Annotated in this window: 15 protein-coding genes; 8 read left to right on the forward strand and 7 right to left on the reverse strand. The window is 45.5% G+C overall.

All coding sequences use genetic code 11. The features are described 5' to 3' along the window. Window positions 1–123 precede the first annotated feature (123 nt). Window positions 124–1638, reverse strand: a complete 1515-nt coding sequence (locus QUB04_RS21605; RefSeq protein WP_333287487.1) for a phospholipid carrier-dependent glycosyltransferase — start codon at window positions 1636–1638, stop codon at window positions 124–126. Between the two features lie 108 nt (window positions 1639–1746). Here QUB04_RS21605 and QUB04_RS21610 point away from each other — a divergent pair, with 108 nt between their 5' ends. Together QUB04_RS21610 and QUB04_RS21615 are read left to right on the forward strand one after the other, a co-directional pair. Next, window positions 1747–1911 (forward strand): hypothetical protein, encoded by a 165-nt coding sequence (locus QUB04_RS21610; RefSeq protein WP_333287489.1) that lies wholly within the window; start codon window positions 1747–1749, stop codon window positions 1909–1911. A gap of 35 nt (window positions 1912–1946) precedes the next feature. Continuing rightward, a complete protein-coding gene (locus tag QUB04_RS21615; RefSeq protein ID WP_333287491.1) occupies window positions 1947–5507 on the forward strand; it encodes a leucine-rich repeat domain-containing protein in 3561 nt (1186 codons plus the stop codon). Between the two features lie 121 nt (window positions 5508–5628). Here the strand turns inward: QUB04_RS21615 and QUB04_RS21620 are convergent, their stop codons facing one another. The 3 genes from QUB04_RS21620 to acsF form a co-directional block, all read right to left on the reverse strand. Further along, on the reverse strand, window positions 5629–7008 hold the full coding sequence (locus QUB04_RS21620; protein ID WP_333287493.1) for a site-specific DNA-methyltransferase: 1380 nt from the start codon (window positions 7006–7008) through the stop codon (window positions 5629–5631). 14 nt (window positions 7009–7022) lie between these two features. Then, the gene (locus tag QUB04_RS21625; RefSeq protein WP_333287495.1) at window positions 7023–7913 is read right to left on the reverse strand and encodes a hypothetical protein; all 891 of its coding nucleotides are present in this window, start codon (window positions 7911–7913) and stop codon (window positions 7023–7025) included. A gap of 153 nt (window positions 7914–8066) precedes the next feature. Beyond that, window positions 8067–9143: a magnesium-protoporphyrin IX monomethyl ester (oxidative) cyclase gene (gene acsF / locus QUB04_RS21630; RefSeq protein WP_190738830.1), complete on the reverse strand. Its 1077-nt coding sequence runs from the start codon at window positions 9141–9143 to the stop codon at window positions 8067–8069. Window positions 9144–9329: 186 nt separating this feature from the next. Here acsF and QUB04_RS21635 point away from each other — a divergent pair, with 186 nt between their 5' ends. The 3 genes from QUB04_RS21635 to rpmF all read left to right on the forward strand — a co-directional run bounded on the left by QUB04_RS21635 (window position 9330) and on the right by rpmF (window position 10457). Continuing rightward, a complete protein-coding gene (locus tag QUB04_RS21635; protein ID WP_333287497.1) occupies window positions 9330–9515 on the forward strand; it encodes a hypothetical protein in 186 nt (61 codons plus the stop codon). Between the two features lie 115 nt (window positions 9516–9630). After that, entirely contained in the window at window positions 9631–10107 is a 477-nt protein-coding gene (locus tag QUB04_RS21640; RefSeq protein WP_333141357.1) for a TM2 domain-containing protein, read from the forward strand. 176 nt (window positions 10108–10283) lie between these two features. Then, entirely contained in the window at window positions 10284–10457 is a 174-nt protein-coding gene (gene rpmF / locus QUB04_RS21645) for a 50S ribosomal protein L32 (RefSeq protein WP_006632406.1), read from the forward strand. Window positions 10458–10499: 42 nt separating this feature from the next. On the opposite strand, the gene queA is transcribed toward rpmF, so the two are convergent. Further along, the gene (queA, locus tag QUB04_RS21650) at window positions 10500–11642 is read right to left on the reverse strand and encodes a tRNA preQ1(34) S-adenosylmethionine ribosyltransferase-isomerase QueA (RefSeq protein WP_333287499.1); all 1143 of its coding nucleotides are present in this window, start codon (window positions 11640–11642) and stop codon (window positions 10500–10502) included. Between the two features lie 148 nt (window positions 11643–11790). On the opposite strand from queA, the gene QUB04_RS21655 reads away from it, so the two are divergent. Further along, the gene (locus QUB04_RS21655) at window positions 11791–12180 is read left to right on the forward strand and encodes a hypothetical protein (RefSeq protein WP_006632408.1); all 390 of its coding nucleotides are present in this window, start codon (window positions 11791–11793) and stop codon (window positions 12178–12180) included. Between the two features lie 346 nt (window positions 12181–12526). Here QUB04_RS21655 and QUB04_RS21660 read toward each other — a convergent pair whose 3' ends face one another. Continuing rightward, a complete protein-coding gene (locus QUB04_RS21660) occupies window positions 12527–13120 on the reverse strand; it encodes a YraN family protein (RefSeq protein ID WP_333287501.1) in 594 nt (197 codons plus the stop codon). A gap of 14 nt (window positions 13121–13134) precedes the next feature. On the opposite strand from QUB04_RS21660, the gene QUB04_RS21665 reads away from it, so the two are divergent. Then, window positions 13135–13650, forward strand: a complete 516-nt coding sequence (locus tag QUB04_RS21665; protein WP_333287503.1) for a pentapeptide repeat-containing protein — start codon at window positions 13135–13137, stop codon at window positions 13648–13650. A gap of 352 nt (window positions 13651–14002) precedes the next feature. On the opposite strand, the gene dnaG is transcribed toward QUB04_RS21665, so the two are convergent. Beyond that, the gene (gene dnaG, locus QUB04_RS21670; RefSeq protein WP_333287505.1) at window positions 14003–16021 is read right to left on the reverse strand and encodes a DNA primase; all 2019 of its coding nucleotides are present in this window, start codon (window positions 16019–16021) and stop codon (window positions 14003–14005) included. A gap of 261 nt (window positions 16022–16282) precedes the next feature. Here dnaG and QUB04_RS21675 point away from each other — a divergent pair, with 261 nt between their 5' ends. After that, on the forward strand, window positions 16283–17218 hold the full coding sequence (locus tag QUB04_RS21675) for an NAD-dependent epimerase/dehydratase family protein (protein WP_333287507.1): 936 nt from the start codon (window positions 16283–16285) through the stop codon (window positions 17216–17218). The last annotated feature ends 62 nt before the right edge of the window (window positions 17219–17280 follow it).

Raw genomic sequence — 17280 nt, forward strand, 5'->3', positions numbered from 1 at the left:
AGGCAAGATGCCTGTTCCACAAAACTTAATTTTCTTGTGAAACCGCTTTCCGGCCTTTTCCACAAAACTTAATTTTCTTGTGGAACGGGCATCTTGCCCGTTAATAAAAGAATTATTTCTAACTTAAACCCAAGATGGCAGCCACATCCGAATTTTCCATTCAATTTGCGACAAAGGCAGTCCCAAATAGATAGGCATCCAGAAAATAAAAGCACCCAAAACCAGAAAAATAATTGTTACCCCCATCCCTCGGAGTCGAGTTTGAGGGCTGTGCAGCCACCTGTCAACCCACCAAGCAAGTGCTAAGCCTGAAAACACAGAACAGCCCATATAATGGTACAAAAATATGCAGCGAGTCACCTTCACCCAAGGCAGCAAATTAGCGGCCCAATTAACTATTAAATATAACCCCAGCCACATTTCAGCAGTCGGCGGAAACAAAATCGGCCGCTGCTGTTCTATCGTGTCAACAGAAGCCTCGCGGCGCGTTTGCAGCCACACCAAAATCCGGTGAACTAAAACTCCTATTACTAGCAGTAAAGCTAAGGTTGACAGCCACCAAAGGAAGGGATTTCCCATTGCGTGAACGTCAAAAATTGCCTGAGTTGCACCTTCAGGTAAAGGTGGCAAAACCGGATCTGGTTGGGCATTGCTGCTAGCAGTTTTGTAGAAGTAAACTATGGGGCGCAGCATCAAAGGCCAACTGTACCACGTGGAACAATAAGGATGTACATCGGGGCCGCTTTTAATCCGCTGGTGATAAGTCAAAATTTCCGTTTGCATCTGCCAGAAATTGGGAGTTGGATTAAAGTGGAGGTGAGGAATCCAAGAGATGCTGTAAACTAGAATAGGAATAATAGCTAGACTCAAGCAGAGTTCTATAAAATTGAGTTTAGTTAGTTTTTGTACGGGACTTTCGGCAGGAATCAGAGGAGAATCTACCTCGCGGCTTTGTTCTTCATTTCCTCTGCTTCCCTGGAGAAAACGAACGACCCAAGCACAGATTAAAATTAGATAAGTACCGAAAAGAAACCATAATCCGTTCCATTTGATAGCTGCAGATGCGCCGAAACCTATCCCGGCGAATATCAGCCAAAGCCAGCGCTTTTTTCCTTCGGCTTCTACGGATTTTAAAATAAATAACTGACCTAAAATTCCAAACAAAACTAGATAAATGTTGTTCAGCGCGTAGCGAGACTCCACTAAAAATAAACCGTCGCAGGCGATAAACAAAGCAGCAAGAAAAGCAAAGGTGCGGCGCCGAACTAGCTGATAAGCTAGCCCTCCCACAACTAGGGGAATAAACGAACCTGTGAGAGCATTCAGCCAGCGGTAATCCCAAGGGGAAAGCAGGGAACCAGCCATACTGTTAACGGCTGTTTTGCCGAAGGGAAGATGAGTGCCGATCCAAATGCCGATCGCAATTATGTACTGGCTTAGAGGCGGGTGAGCGTTGAAAAACGGAGTTTTGGTGAGATAATCGTTGGCAAATTTAGCGTAATAAACCTCGTCAAATACTAAAGTGTTAAATCGCTCTAGTTCCCAAAAGCGGAGAGTTAAGGAAAAGAGGAACACACCGAGCATTGCTAGGGAAAAAATAACATTCGATTGGTTTAATTGTTTTTTCTTGATTTTCATAAAACAGCAGCCAATAATAGATACTAAATTTGATGGCGATCGCTAATTTTAAATTTCTGAGTTGAGAGTAACGTAAAATAGGACTTGTGCAGAAACCGAATTTTTGAGGTGAAACCGGGTTTTTTGGAAAAACCCAGTTTCTTAAACCCGGTTTCTAATAATGCTTGGAGAGTGCAGCGAGAAGCAGTAGCCACTATTGTTTCACCAAATGCTCCCCATCTAATTAGCAAGCCGGAAGGAAAAGCGGGCATCACAAGGTGCGATAGATTATGATAGCAGCTAATCATGTCTTTTTTGAGCGAGTGCTTATGAATCCCATACTTTCGATTGGGGGGCGTTGGGGGTTAGCTGTAGGTGCGACTATCCTGATGGGATCTGCAGCCGCGCCAAATCCCCAGACATTTGAAAGTTTTGCTGATTTCTGTACCAACAAAGAGAATTTGACCCCTGAAGCCAGACATACGGTGGAGGTGTTGCTATCAAAAGCAAAAACACAAGAGTGCGATCGCGCTCAAACAGCACTGACTAATCTCACAGAACTTTCCCTAATTCGCAATCAAATAGTCGATATCAAACCATTATCAAAATTCACCAATCTGAGAGATCTCAACCTCAGTAGAAATCAAATAACAGATGTGCAACCCTTATCGGGACTGACTAATCTGAGATATCTCACCCTCACTTCCAATCAAATCTCTGACGTGAAACCATTATCTGGACTGACTAATCTCACACTACTTTACCTAGCTGACAATCAAATAGTCGATATCAAACCATTATCAAAATTCACCAATCTGAGAAAGCTCAACCTCAGTAGAAATCAAATAACAGATGTGCAACCCTTATCGGGACTGACAAATCTGAGATACCTCGTCCTCAATTTCAATCAAATCTCAGACGTGAAACCATTATCTGGACTGACTAATCTGACAGAGCTTTTCCTCGAAGCTAATCAAATCGTAGATGTAAAACCTTTAGCGGGATTGACTAATCTAACAAAGCTGTCCCTCGCATCTAATCAAATTGTAGATGTGACACCTTTATCGACAATGACGGAGTTGAATTTTCTTTATTTGAGTGGCAATAAAATTGCAGATGTGAAACCATTATCGGGATTTGCCAATCTGATACTGCTTTTCCTCGAATCCAATCAAATCGCAGATATCAAACCTTTAGCGGGATTGACAAATCTGACCGCCCTACACCTCAGTAGAAATCAAATCGCAGATATCAAACCTTTAGCGGGATTGGTATATCTGACCACCCTCGATGTCAGTAGAAATCAAATCCCGGATGGAGAAGCCGATCGATTAATTCAGAAAAACCAACAACTATTAAATCAAAAAACAGATGAAGCCGAGCGATTGCTTCAGGAAGCTAAGCGACTATTGGCTCAGGAAACAGCAGCATCTTACCAGGAGGCCTTGCAAAAGTTTGATGCAGCGCGTTCGCTTTATCGAATGCTTAGAAATTGGGAGGACGAAGCTTACACGCTGAATCAAATCGGCTTCATTATTAATAGATTAGGAGACAGACAGCAAGCCCTGAACTACTACAAGCAAGCTCTTTCTTGGCATCAGACTATACGCGATCGCCCTGTGCAAGCCCTCATCCTCAACAACATTGGGGCCGTCTACTATGCTTTGGGAGAGAAACAGCAAGCCATCGACTACTATAACCAAGTCCTTTCCTTAATTCGGGAAATGGGCGATCGCCCTGAAGCAAGTATCAACCTCAGCAACATCTCGAACATACCCGCAAACAGCGATACATCTTTGGTCAATCGCACTGCGGAAGCCACCACACTCAACAACATCGGCTTAGCCTACAACGATTTGGGAGAAAAACAGAAAGCAAAAGAGTATTTTAACCAAGCCCTTACCTTATTGCGGGCTATGGGCGATCGGACTAAGGAAGCCACTATCCTCAACAATATTGGCTTAGTCTATTCAGATTTGGGAGAAAAACAAACAGCCCTCGACTACTACAAACAAGCCCTCGATTTGAGACAAAAAGCGGGCGATAGGCGTGGAGAAGCCAACAGCCTCAACAATGTAGGTAATACTTACTCAGAATTGGGAAAACTGGAGAAAGCAGAAGAATATTTCAACCAAGCCCTGCCGCTGTTTCGCACTGTGGGCGATCGTCCTGGGGAAGCCCTCACCCTCTACAATAGGGCTATTCTCAAAGGCGATCGAGGCAATTTAATCGCAGCCCTCACTGACATTGAAACCTCCATCAAAATCATCGAAAACCTCCGCACCAAAATTACCAACCACGAGCTCCGCATCTCATACTTTGCCACCGTACAACACTATTACCAGTTATACATTGACCTGTTAATGGAACTGCACAAAACCAATCCCAACTCTGGTTACGATCGCAAAGCCTTAGAAGCCAGCGAAAGTTCCCGCGCCCGCAGCCTCCTCGAACTTCTTCAAGAAGCAAACGCCGATATTCGCCAAGGTGTCGCCCCGGAATTATTGCAGCAAGAACGCAATTTACAACAGCAACTCGATGCCTTAGAAACACGCCGAATCGAAACTCTAAGCCGCCCCAATTCTACCCCCGCAGAAAAAGTAGAATTAGACCAAAAACGGCAAACTTTACTAGGACAATATCAGGACATTCAAGCCCAAATCCGCTCCACCAGTCCCCGGTACGCCACTCTCACCCAACCGCAACCTTTAACCCTGGCACAGATTCAACAACAAATCCTCGATGAGGATACAATTTTACTCCAGTATTCTCTTGGAAAAGACCGCAGCTATCTGTGGGCTGTGACTAAAACCAGTATCACCAGTTATGAATTGCCCAAACAGGTTGAAATCGAAAAAGCCGCCCGCAATTTCCGCAATGCTGTGACTAACCCGCGCTACCGAAACATTCCCGATCGAGTTGCTGAAGCTAACAACACGCTTAGTCAAATTATTTTACAGCCCGTAGCAGCACAACTCGCTCAAAAGCGCCTGCTGATTGTTGGCGATGGCATTCTCAATTACCTCCCCTTTGCCGCCCTCTCGCTCCCCGGAAAATCCGGTAAAAATCGGAATTCGCCTTTAATTGTAGACCATGAAATCGTGCTGCTGCCTTCTGCTTCCACCTTGGGAATCTTAAGACAAAACTACAATGACAGACAACCCCCAACTCGGACTTTAGCAATGCTCGCCGATCCAGTTTTTAGCGGTGACGATGAACGAGTCAGAACCCAGTCTAATAGCGCCAATCCCCAAGCAATAGAATCAGTAAATCTCGGTTTAAGTCGCTCTAGCCGCGCCAATAACATACAGTTGAGCCGTTTAAAATTTACACGCCAAGAAGCTCAAATCATTCAAGCGTTAGTACCAGCTAATTCTCGCACCGCATCTTTGGATTTTGCAGCAAGCCGCGCCGCAGCAACCAGTCAGAACTTAAGCCAATATAAAATCATTCATTTTGCCACTCACGGTTTAGCGAATAGCACTAACCCGGAACTATCGGGAATCATCTTGTCACTGGTAGATGAAAAGGGCAATCCATTAAACGGATTCCTGCGACTTACTGATATTTTCAATCTGAAGTTAGCAGCAGATTTAGTAGTGTTAAGTGCCTGTCAAACCGGATTAGGGCAGAACATCCAAGGCGAGGGCATGGTAGGATTAACGCGGGGATTTATGTATGCTGGGGCGAAGCGAGTTGTGGTGAGTTTATGGAATGTGGATGATGAAGGAACAGCTACGTTAATGTCAAGTTTCTATCAGGGAATGCTGCAAAAAGGGTTAACGCCAGCGGCAGCATTGAGGGCGGCGCAACTGGAAATGTTGAAGCAGGAAGAGTGGAAGTCTCCCTATTATTGGGCGGCTTTTACGCTTCAGGGGGAATGGCGATAAATTTTATGAAAAACAGTTATGATATCAAGTTTGATTAATTGCTGATAAATCTTATATGGTAATAGTCGAGCAAATTTTTGCGATGTGGCAGAAGGCTTTTTGTGATTTTTTTTGTACGCTGCTACTGCCATTCTATCCATTGCCTCACAATATTTTCTAGTTCCCCAGCAAACGAATCAGTTGCATAAAGATCAAAGTTATTAATCATCTCGCTTTTTTCTAAGGGAGACTCAGCTTGAAATATAGATTCATCTAAGTTAAAAAGCGATAATTGGCGAGACTCGTCATCCGATGGATTCTGGTGTAGGGATGTTTGCTGGCTGACAAAATCGCCCATCCGTTCGCAACCCTTAGCAAAACGGCGCAAAGTAGTTGAGATCGCCTCAGAACTATTATCAATTCCTATCCATCTCCTCCCAAACTCCGAAGCAACACTCAAAGTCGTACCCGAACCGGCAAAGCAATCGAGCACTAAATCATCAGGATTTGATGAAGCTCGAATAATTCTACTAACTAGATCACGGTTTTTCTCAGTTGGATAACCTGTAATTTTAATATTCTGATTGTGAGCATCGCGAAACTCTAGCCAAATATCTTGTACGGGAATCCCGCTACTGCTATCCAAATATATCTTGCGACGGGGATTTCCTGTTGCAGACCAATATATTTCCCCTCTAGCATCCATTTCATCTAGTGTTTGAGGTGGAAATTGCCAATGCTTTCCCGGTGGCGGATTCATCCCTCGCCAAGACTTTCCAGTTTCGCCATTTCGCACTCCAGGCGCATGAATCGGCACCTTTTTATATCGCCGTCCAGTTTCCTTTTCAATGTATTCATATTCTTTGTTGGCGCGCTTATCTGTCCATTCTTCAACAGGACGATTCCAGACATAAGTATCTGATTTACTATAAAACAGGATAAAATCTGAAACATTGCCGTAAGTCTTTTTTGTGTAGTTCTTTGGATTACATTTTTTGCGAGTAATCCAATTTCTAAAATTGCGTTGACCAAAAATTTCATCCATAATCACCTTGATATAAAAGGCCATTTTATCATCAAGATGGACATATATTGAGCCGTCATCAGCTAATAACTCTCTCAAGAGTATCAACCTCTGACGAATAAATTCAATATAGCTGTTCCCTCCTAATAAGTCAGAATAAGCCTCAGTCTGAGAACGTGACTGAAACACACTTTTAGTTGCAAAAGGCGGATCTATATAAATTAATCTTACTTTACCTTTTACTGAACTATCTTTAAGTAAAGATGCTAAAATTGGTAAATTATCTCCATAGTAAAGACGGTTGTCATTTGCCAGACATAGCTGTTCATTGCTAGACCACAGTTTTACACATTCAGCTTGATGAGTGTCTAAAACTTCACTTGCAGGCACTTTTCCTGGATATGAAAAGCACGCATCCAAGCTATTATTTAATGGGCTTTCACTAAAATTAGATGCAGCTTCACCCTGCGATTGTTTTTTTGAAATACCCGTAGCCATTGTCACTCCTATTTTCAAGAACGCAGCCATTCCACTGTAATCCGATCTGGAACCATACGCAGTGTCAATACCATAATCTTATCTTGCCAGCTATTTTCAATATTTGCGTAGTCATCCCACATCGATCCGAGTAAGAGACCAGGCCCATCATTCAGGAAAATTACTTTAGTTCTTAAGTTATGATTTTGTGTATAACTGAGGATTTCATCAGCGCAGCTACGATAACCACCTGTTCGGTCGTCTTCTTGTGCACCGCCTCTATCTGAATCATATCTTGCCAATCCTATTGCCAGCAAGTCATTTTCATTAATATCGTAAATCACAAAATCAACAGGACGTTTTGGGTTGGGATAGTTGGCGAAGACATTTCCCATCAGGATATCTTTTCCAGCTCGCTCTGGCCCTCTGATTGCCAAGTAGGGAAAGTGTAAGCGGAATAAGGAGAAAAATCTTTCAGTTAAGTCGTATCCCTTTTTTCCGCGACTTTTGTATTCCCACAATAGAGCCGACATTGCCTCATCGGGAATTGGACGAGTCATATAAGCAGCTTGAACTTCTTGAACAGACCTAAAACGTGCTCCGAACTGATTGCAAATTTCCGTTGCCTTTTTTTTCCTTCTGAGCATTTCCACGGGAAGCTCAGGGCTGACATACTTGCGAAACACCCTAAAAAGTTGAACTCGCATCCATGTGCTGGGAACCTCTGAAATCTGTATAAATAGACGCACTGATGATTCAGAAGTCCTGAGTAATTGCCCAAACATTACTAGAACAGGTTCGTAAAGTTGGCAAGCCTCCTGCAATATATCGGGATAGTATTCTCCGGCAGTCAAGGTGATCCAGTTGTGTCCATCTGCTTTGTAGTCTGCAAAAGAGTTGCGTCTTCCCGAACTCATATCACTCATTCCTCATCTCACAATTAACTCCTTCATAAAGTTCCTTAATTTAATTTGAAACCCGATCGCACGCCGCCCATGAAAACTAATCTAACATCATACCAAAAAAAAGCGGTTCTGCTTGCTGCAGAACCGCCGTCACAGAGGATGAAAAATCAAAACTTAACGCACAGCGCCCTGTACTGAAGGTGATTCAATTGTTTTCATGAAGTACAGCTTCACTAATTGCCAGCCGTTCGACAGATACAAAGGCAATTTTTGGAAGAATTGCAAGAATTTGGGAGTATTAGAAGCAACAATTGCAGTCAACTGCTGATTGTTCTTGAGGCAAATATCCAGGCGTTCATAAAATTCTGGATTGTTCACGTCGAGCATGACGGGGAATACGCGGCCTGCTGTTTCGTTGGTCTTTTTAATCACTTCGATGTCGTATTCGCGAGCATCTAGTCCGAGCGATCGATAAAAACCGGCCCGCTGGATATCATTGAGATACATTGTCGCGAACACCGACAGCAAGAAGAAACGGCACCAAAGCTTAGCGCGCCAATCATTCAACATCTGAGGCTGAGCTCTCATCACCGCATCGAAAAAATCTCCGTGGCGGTTTTCATCCTGGCACCAATTTTCAAAGAATCGGAAAATCGGATAAATCTGGTCTTCAGGATGCGCTTTTAAGTGCTGGTAAATCGTGATGTAGCGCCAATAACCGATCTTTTCAGACAAGTAAGTCGCGTAGAAAATAAACTTCGGCTTAAAGAATGTGTAACTGCGGCTCTTTGTCAAGAAACCCAAATCCAGGGACAAATTAAAGTCGGACAGCGCTTTGTTGAGGAATCCGGCGTGCCGCGCTTCGTCGCGCGACATCAGGTTGAAACCCTCGGCGAGCACTGGATTTTTGTCTTTGAGCCTGCGTCCCAATTCTTTGTAAAGCAAGAACCCAGAAAACTCAGCGGTGCATGAACGTTCTAGAAACTCAATGAACAACTGGCGTTTTTCGCCGTCAATGTGATCCCAAGATTGAGCGAACTCCTCATCCCGCACGAAGTGGTTTTTGTTGTAGTCAACGCGGAACTCTTGGATAATTGCTTCTAGTTCGGCTTCATTTACCGAGATGTCCATTTTGGCCATCTCGTCAAAGTCGGTTGTGTAAAATCTCGGCGTGAGAATAGTTTCTTTGGCTGGGGCTTTCACTCCCGGCCGCAGTTCTTCAAAAGTGGGTTTTTTGAGGGAATCTACCATATTTTTATTGGATTTCTGCTTATAACTACTCGCTTGTTTCCATTGTCGGGTACTGCGGGCGATCGCGCTCGTGTATTTCCGGCCAGCGCTGGCGGCGCGCTTGGTTTCGCGCTCCGTGTGGAATCCAGGTCTAAGCTGCTGTAATTTCCACGCCCTCCAGTTTACCAAGCTCTCGCCCGCGCAAATATGTTGCTGGCGTTAAGAATTGCTACGCAAAATTACTCAGTGGGCATGGGAATGGGGCATGGGGCATGGGGCATGGGGCATGGGGCATGGGGCATGGGGCATGGGGCATGGGGCATGGGGCATGGCGCATGGGGCATGGGGCATGGGGCATGGGGAATTGGGGAATTGGTAGTAAATAACCAATAACTTCGGACAATTCACAAATATCTGCTGGTGTCAAGCTGTTTAAACACGACAGAGAAAGTACAAAATGTATAGAGGGACTCCAATTCTTAGAATAACCAGGCAGGACGGTCAGAAAATGAGCAATTTAGGTGTTAGTTACCTTTTATGGGCAGCTTGTTTTTTCGGCCCCTTCGGACTCCACCGCCTCTACAACGGCAAGATTGGTACGGGTTTGCTGTGGCTGTTTACCTTTGGTTTGTTTGGGTTTGGGCAATTGTTTGATTTGCTGCTGCTGCCGAACATGGTGGACGAACACAATGCCAGTCTCAGGGGCAAACTCGGCGTATCTCGCGAAGGTATACCGCTATATCCCAGCAGCGGGGCGATCGCCGCGACATACCCCAAGCCAACTCCAGACCAGTTAGGGGTTAAACTCCTGAAGGCAGCTTATACCAAGAACGGAAGATTATCTGTCACCCAAGGGGTGATGGCAACCGGCGCTACTTTTGCCGAAGTGGAAGAGGCTTTCACGGCACTGCTCAAAACGGGTTATGTGAGTATCGAGAACGATCCCGTCACTGGCGTCGTGATCTACCACTTTCACGAACTTTAGCTGCTGCGGGTGCGTTACCTAGGGGATTTTGTCTATTTTTCCAGAAGCTAATCGCTGACGCACCCTACTACTTGATATTGCTGAGCGAGCAGTTGTTGCGGTTTTTCGAGTAAGCATTGCCGACAAAATCGGCTAGAATGTTTGTTTGTCTATATAAGCAGAAAGTATTTAGCGTCATGGCAGTCCCTAAGAAGAAAACCTCCAAATCCAAGAAGAATATGCGTAAGGCCACATGGAAGCGCAAAGCTGTAGTGGCAGCTCAGAAAGCTCTGTCTCTGGGCAAATCTGTTCTGACTGGGCGTTCCAACAGCTTCGTGTATCCCGGCAATGAAGAAGAGGAGGAAGAATAGAAACGGCATACCGGGCATAGGGCGAACCCGATGCCCGATCGATCAATCCTTTTTTGCTGCTGGTAAAATCAGCATGGCATCGCCAAAGGAATAAAAGCGGTACTGATGCTCGATCGCTTCTCGGTACAAATCCAACAGCCGAGGCCTTCCAATCATCGCACTTACCATCATCATCAAAGTAGAGCGGGGCAAGTGAAAATTGGTAATCATCCCCTCTACAACCCGCCACCTGTAACCAGGGTAGATAAACAAATTGGTCGGGCCGCAAAAAGGTTGCAAGGAAAAATCGCCACTCGCGGCGGCTGCTCCCTCTAAAGCTCGCACTGCTGTTGTACCCACCGCAATGATCCGCCCGCCTCTGGCTTGAGTTTCCCGGATTTTCTCGACGGTGGCGGCGGGTACTTCCACCCATTCGCCGTGCATTTTGTGAGCCGTCACGTCTGCCACCTCCACCGGGCGAAACGTCCCTACTCCGACGTGTAAGGTGACAAAAGTTTTTTCGATTCCCCGCTGTTCCAAGCGGCTGAACAATTCTTCGGTGAAGTGCAGGCCTGCTGTGGGGGCCGCCACCGCCCCGGGTCGATCGGCATAAACAGTTTGGTACTGTTCGGCTGAAGCTTGGGAATTTTCGATGTAGGGCGGCAGGGGTACGTGGCCGTATTCGTCCAAAAACTTCGCCAGATTCTCATCTGTGGGGATGTCAAACTCCAACAGCCGTCCCCCTGTTGCCTCGTCCCTGTCTATAACTGTTGCAGTCAAGCGACGACGATGGGGGGGCATCGTGGCATCGGTTCGGCAACAGCAAGGATCTGTGGTCGAGTTCTCACCGGCAGGGGCGATGGGATCAAACTCAATTTTTGCTCCCAACTTTAAGCGTTTCCCCGGTTTAACCAAAGCCAGCCAACAGTTGTGCTGCCGTTCTTCCATCAACAATATCTCCACAGCCGGGCCGTTGGGTTTGTGCCCGTAGAGCCTCGCTGGCAGCACGCGGGTGTTGTTGAGCACCAGCAAGTCGCCCGGTTGCAGCAAATCGGGTAAATCCCTAAAAATCCGGTGTTGGTGGCTGCTGGGAGAATCTACAGCCAGCAAGCGAGAACTGTCCCTCGGCACTACGGGATTTTGGGCAATGCGCGAGGGCGGAAGTTCGTAGTCGTAGCCGTCCAAAGACCAGTCCATCTCTGTCATCGAGTGAATTCCTGTGCGATCGATCTGTCAACTGGGTAACAAATTGGGTAAAAACCCCCATCCAAAGTCGGGTGCTTTTCCCCTTGTGGTGGCGGGTATAGCCCGCGAGGATAGAGGTGTAGCATCAGCTTTGCTCATAAGGATCGTTATGGAATACCTCTACTACATCGCCAATACTAGCCTTACTCTGAGAGTCGTGGATTACCTACGCACGGCTCATCATCTTCCCTTGCAATTTATCACTGTTATTCACCAAATTGACGGCTGGGTGGTAAAGGTGAAAATGAGCCAATACTTAACTCCCGAAATGCACGGGGATTTTCGGGCTTTTATGAACGAACTCGGGATTCCTTACGATCCTGAAATTCGCTTGCAAATGGCGCTTTGGAGTTTGGAAACCGGACAGTCCCCACTGAGCGTGATGCGCCGCTACCAGGTGGCCGTGGTTTGTCACGGCAGCCCTGATCGTAAGGAAATTGAAGCCTTTCGCCAGCAGTTTGTCAAGGGTCTGGGATATTGCCCGGAAACTCTCGCCTAGATTGCTACGCATATAAATTAACTCTTATAGCCTTTCTCAGTAACATGAGGTGCTCTGGCGGGCATAGGGCATAGGGCATAGGGCATAGGGCATAGGGCATAGGGCATAGGGCATAGGGCATAGGACAAAGCCCCCATACCTCACAACGCTTGAGAATCGCTATATGACAGAACAGGAGAGGGAGAGAAGGGGGAAGCGGGAGAAGATTTAACGCTTTTTTCAGCTCCGTTAAAGCTCAAGAGAGAAATGCGCGACAGCCTAGGCAAGTTAACAATTAGTTAACAATTAAAAATTACCTAGTGGCCTTGCTTTGAGATTTTACCCTCTAAATTTTAATTATATACTTTTAAATGCTAAAAGCCGAGCGAATGTATTCTTGCAGGGTGAGTCGGTAGTTTCCTGCAACGGCGGATTGAGAGTTCGCTGCAGTTAATGGTGGTAATATTTGTTTAGTGTTTGGTAGTGAAGATTCGCACCTGACTAAGGCGACATCAAAGCGACAAGAATTATTGGCTAAATCTGGATGAGTGCTTAAAAATATTTCGGCTGTTTGCCAAAGTTTGGCTTTTTTTGTGGTGGTAATAGCCAACATTCCACCAGCATCCCAATTTCCTCGACGGCGAGTTTTTACCTCAACAAATGCTAATGTTCGGGATGTGTGATTGGGAAGAACTTGGTTTTTTGCGCTTTCTTCATCTCTTCCGAGTGCGATGATGTCAATCTCTCCCCAGCGACAGTGCCACTGCCGGTGCAAGATTTCCCAACCTTGCTGCTGCAACCAGTCGGCGACTAAATTTTCTCCCAATGTACCGATATCCCTAGAGTTTGGGGATTGAGGGGAATTGGAGTCAGCCGTGGCAAGCGGGCGATTCCCTACGGGATAGCTACGCTTGACGCGCTTTCTGGTAGAATTCAATTCTGAACTGTCACGACTGCCCATTAGCTTGAACTTGTATGATGATTTCTCGAATTCGCCAACATATTTATACTTTCTTGCTGAGTTTTGTTATTTTAGCAGTAATTGCCGCTGGGGCGATCGGCATTAATCCCGCACCTGCTTTCGCTTTGGATCACGACAAAGAAATCCTAGTCGGCGCTGATTTTAGTGGACAAGTTCTGACTGACGACAGTTTTAATAAAGCTAATCTTCGCAACAGCAATTTTACTAAGGCAGATTTGCGGGGTGTCAGCTTTTTTGCGGCCAATATGGAAGAGGCAAATTTTGAAGGCGCTAATTTCACGGGTGCTACTTTAGATTTAGCTCGCATGATGAAAGCGAATTTAACTAATGCTATTCTTGAGGGTGCTTTCGCTTACAATACCAGGCTGGAAGGAGCTATTATTGACGGTGCTGATTTTACAGAGACACTGCTGCGAGACGATATGATAGAAAAACTTTGTAAAGTGGCAAAAGGTACTAATCCGGTGACGGGTAGAGATACTCGCGAAACTCTTTTTTGCGATTATTAAAATGCTCGTTGAATAAAGTAATAAAGTCCTTAGTACAAACGGGTTATTAGTAAGGACTTTATTCCTTATATCAGTTTAAAAAAATGTAACTGCAGGCAAGCTTCAAACCCAGGGCTGTTTCATTCTCTTGTAGGGGCAATCCCCCCGTGGTTGCCCCGATATCTGAAACCCCTACCCGCTCGTCTATGGGCTGGGCGGGCACGGGGGCACCGCCCCTACAAGACCCTGCTTTTCCGTAGCAATCCCCCCGTGGTTGCCCCGAAACAGCCCTGGCTTCCAACCTATATCGAACGAGTCATCTCCAATCTCCAATCTCCAATCTACAATCTAAAATCTAAAATCTAAAATGGTATTAGCCCCAAGGTACGGATGTTAAATCGTAAAAATTAACTTGACGCAGCCGCTCTAATTCCTTGAGCCATTCTTGTTCGGCACAGAATAGTTGGTGATATTCTATAGCCTCTTCGCCACTGCTAGCGGCCTTGGCTTTTTCCCACATATTGAGTGCAATTCGGCGGCGCTTCATGCTAATAATTTGCTCGATACAGGCGAGGGCCGATCTAATTACTAGAGGTGCGCGATAAACATTTCTTTCTGAGAACTCATTTAAGTGAAATAAATGGGAAATTTGATTGAGTTGATTGGGATATTCAATGAAGCTATCTTGCAATTTCAATATTAACTCAGAAGGCGCTACTTGTAAAGACATTTTGTGCAATATTTCTGCATTCACAATCTGGTGCCACAAAAATCTGTGGTGAGAAAGGCTAAACTGCACGTCTCTAGCTTCTATTGCTTCTCTGACATCTTGGCGGTATTCGGGACAGTGCAAATAAATCTGCAATAATTGCGCTTCTGCTTCTTCTAAAAGACTGCGGGCTACGGCAGATAAGCTAGATTTTGAGCTTTTGTTTTCGCCGCTTGCACGCTGCTTTTTATATTGTTTGTTCGGCTTCAGCTTGTTTCTAATTAACAGGGGCATTGTCAATGATTCGTCTTGACTCTGCCGCTTTGCCCAATCGCTGACTACTTGATTGAGCAAGTTTTCAGCAATCATTTTTGTAAGTCTAAAATCTCCTTTACTGAGAATTTCGGCGCACTTTTGCAGGTAATGTGCTAGCTGATTGTCGTCAGTGATATTAGTTAATAAAGTAATTATTTTTTTTGTAATTTGCTGGGAAGTATCGGCTTGCTTCAAATCTTGATTGACGAGCATTTGTTGCAGTTGCCAGTCGAGCCACAACGGAGCATTTTCGAGCAATTCTCGATATTGTTCTGGGGAGTATGTTTTGAGGTATTCGTCGGCATCTTTGCCGTCGGGAATGTTGAGTACCCGCAGTTGCACTTCTCCTTGATAAGCGAGTTTTTCTATTTCTCCAATCGCGCGTTCTGCTGCTTGAGTTCCTGCTTTGTCGGCGTCAAAGTTGAGGATAATTTGTTTGGAGTCCGTGTACCGCAATAACTGCCGCACTTGGTTTAAACTTAAGGCTGTGCCGAGGGAAGCGACGGCGTTGGAGATGCCGGCGGCCTGAAGTGCGATCGCATCAAAGTACCCCTCTACAACCACTGCGCGATCGGCTTTGCTAATGGCGGTTTTCGCCGTATCTAAGGCGAATAAAGTTTTGCCTTTATCGAAGAGTTCTGTTTCGGGAGAATTGAGGTATTTCGGCTGTTCGTCGCCGAGAGCTCTGCCGCCGAAACCGATGACTCTGCCTTGGGTGTCGCGAATGGGAATCATAATGCGATTGCGGAAGCGATCGTAATAACCGCTGCCGCCATTTTTTCGGGGTACAATTAATCCAGCTTGTTCTACTAATTGCGCCGGATAGTTTTTCTGTTCTACTAAATAACTGTAAAGTGCTTCCCAACCTTGGGGTGCATAACCTAATTGAAATTGTTGGATTGTTTCTTCGCTTAGCTGGCGCTCGGATTTGAGATATGCTAAGGGTTCTTCTCCTTGGGTTTGCCGCAAAGCGTGTTCGTAAAAGTTGGCTGTTAGTGCTGAGATTTCATAGAGTTGTTCCCGCAAAGAAATTTGGCGCTGCAATTCTTGTCGGTGTTCTGGTTCGACTGTTTTGACCGGGACTTGATAATTTTTAGCTAATTCTAATACTACTTCGCTGAAAGGGCGTTTCTCCAATTCCATGAGAAACTTAAAAGCATTGCCACCTGCACCGCAGCCGAAACAATAATACATTTGTTTGCCGGGACTGACAGTAAAGCTGGGAGATTTTTCGTCGTGAAAGGGACACAAACCTACGAATTCTTTCCCGCGTTTCCGCAAGACGACGCGACCGGAAATAACGTCTACTATGTCGGCTCTTTGTTTGACTTCTTCGATTGTTTCTGGATGCAGCCGGGGAACTTGCATAGGGCTATTTTAGGCAAATTGAAATTATTGGAGAAGGAAAGCACTACACGGATGAGGACACGGATACACGGATGAATTATCTAGTCTGAGTGATTTCTCATGAGATTCAAAATGCCAGCCCCCTTAAAAAGGTGAAATAATCAGTGTCAAAGTCACCCTTTTTAAGGGGGATTTAGGGGGATCTCCGGGGATAGAAAACACGCCCTAGGGCATAACTTTATTGTAAGATATTTACACTAACTGTAAGGAGCATCGAAAATAATGCGAATTTTAATGATGGGCGGTACTCGGTTTATCGGGGTTTATCTTACTAAGATTTTAGCAGCACAAGGGCATGAAGTGGTGTTGTTTAACCGGGGCAACAAGCCTGTACCGGTTTCGGGCGTGAAACAGATTCAGGGCGATCGCACAAATGTTGAACAATTGCAAGAAAAGTTATCGACGGTCGAGTTTGACGCGGTTTTTGACAACAACGGCCGTGAACTCAGCGATACAAAGCCTTTAGCTGAAATATTTAAAGGGCGGGTGCAGCACTTTGTTTACATGAGCTCTGCGGGGGTTTATTTGAAATCGGATCAAATGCCTCATATTGAAGGGGACGCTACCGATCCTAAAAGCCGGCATTTGGGTAAATGCGAAACCGAAAATTACTTGGCCGAGTCTGGTTTGCCTTGGACTTCGATTCGCCCGACTTACATTTACGGCCCCCAAAATTATAACGATTTGGAGGCTTGGTTTTTCGATCGCATTGTGCGCGATCGACCGATTCCGATTCCCGGTAACGGAATGCACTTCACGCAGTTGGGGCACTGTCAGGATTTGGCGAAAGCAATGGCGGCGGTTTTGGGCAACGAAAGGGCGATCGGGCAAATTTACAACGTTTCGGGCGATCGATTTGTCACCTTTGACGGTTTAGCCCGCGCCTGCATTCAAGCGGCAGGCAAATCCCCTGATGCTATTAAGATTGTACACTACGATCCGAAACAATTTGACTTCGGAAAAAAGAAAGCTTTCCCAATGCGATTACAGCACTTTTTCGCTTCAGTTAATAAAGCTGTCACCGATCTTAACTGGCAGCCAGAATTTGACTTAGTTTCTGGCTTAAAAGATTCTTTTCAGAATGATTATGTAGTTTCGGGGCGGGACAAAGCTGAGATAGATTTTTCAGTCGATGACGAGATTTTGAAAGCCGTTTGAAGTTAAGTTATAGTGGGAGCATCTCAATAGCAAAAATCTAGCACCCGCCCTAACCCTCCCCT

Source organism: Microcoleus sp. D2_18a_B4 (assembly GCF_036702475.1).
GTDB lineage: Bacteria > Cyanobacteriota > Cyanobacteriia > Cyanobacteriales > Microcoleaceae > Microcoleus.

What these genes read in the sequence shown, in the direction of transcription:
- acsF (WP_190738830.1), bottom strand. Translation starts at nt 9,143, where the DNA reads ATGGTAGATTCCCTCAAAAAACCCACTTTTGAAGAACTGCGGCCGGGA.
- QUB04_RS21665 (WP_333287503.1), top strand. Translation starts at nt 13,135, where the DNA reads ATGATGATTTCTCGAATTCGCCAACATATTTATACTTTCTTGCTGAGT.
- QUB04_RS21605 (WP_333287487.1), bottom strand. Translation starts at nt 1,638, where the DNA reads ATGAAAATCAAGAAAAAACAATTAAACCAATCGAATGTTATTTTTTCC.
- QUB04_RS21625 (WP_333287495.1), bottom strand. Translation starts at nt 7,913, where the DNA reads ATGAGTGATATGAGTTCGGGAAGACGCAACTCTTTTGCAGACTACAAA.
- QUB04_RS21655 (WP_006632408.1), top strand. Translation starts at nt 11,791, where the DNA reads ATGGAATACCTCTACTACATCGCCAATACTAGCCTTACTCTGAGAGTC.
- dnaG (WP_333287505.1), bottom strand. Translation starts at nt 16,021, where the DNA reads ATGCAAGTTCCCCGGCTGCATCCAGAAACAATCGAAGAAGTCAAACAA.
- QUB04_RS21620 (WP_333287493.1), bottom strand. Translation starts at nt 7,008, where the DNA reads ATGGCTACGGGTATTTCAAAAAAACAATCGCAGGGTGAAGCTGCATCT.
- QUB04_RS21615 (WP_333287491.1), top strand. Translation starts at nt 1,947, where the DNA reads ATGAATCCCATACTTTCGATTGGGGGGCGTTGGGGGTTAGCTGTAGGT.
- QUB04_RS21660 (WP_333287501.1), bottom strand. Translation starts at nt 13,120, where the DNA reads ATGGGCAGTCGTGACAGTTCAGAATTGAATTCTACCAGAAAGCGCGTC.
- QUB04_RS21635 (WP_333287497.1), top strand. Translation starts at nt 9,330, where the DNA reads ATGTTGCTGGCGTTAAGAATTGCTACGCAAAATTACTCAGTGGGCATG.
- rpmF (WP_006632406.1), top strand. Translation starts at nt 10,284, where the DNA reads ATGGCAGTCCCTAAGAAGAAAACCTCCAAATCCAAGAAGAATATGCGT.
- QUB04_RS21640 (WP_333141357.1), top strand. Translation starts at nt 9,631, where the DNA reads ATGAGCAATTTAGGTGTTAGTTACCTTTTATGGGCAGCTTGTTTTTTC.
- QUB04_RS21675 (WP_333287507.1), top strand. Translation starts at nt 16,283, where the DNA reads ATGCGAATTTTAATGATGGGCGGTACTCGGTTTATCGGGGTTTATCTT.
- queA (WP_333287499.1), bottom strand. Translation starts at nt 11,642, where the DNA reads ATGACAGAGATGGACTGGTCTTTGGACGGCTACGACTACGAACTTCCG.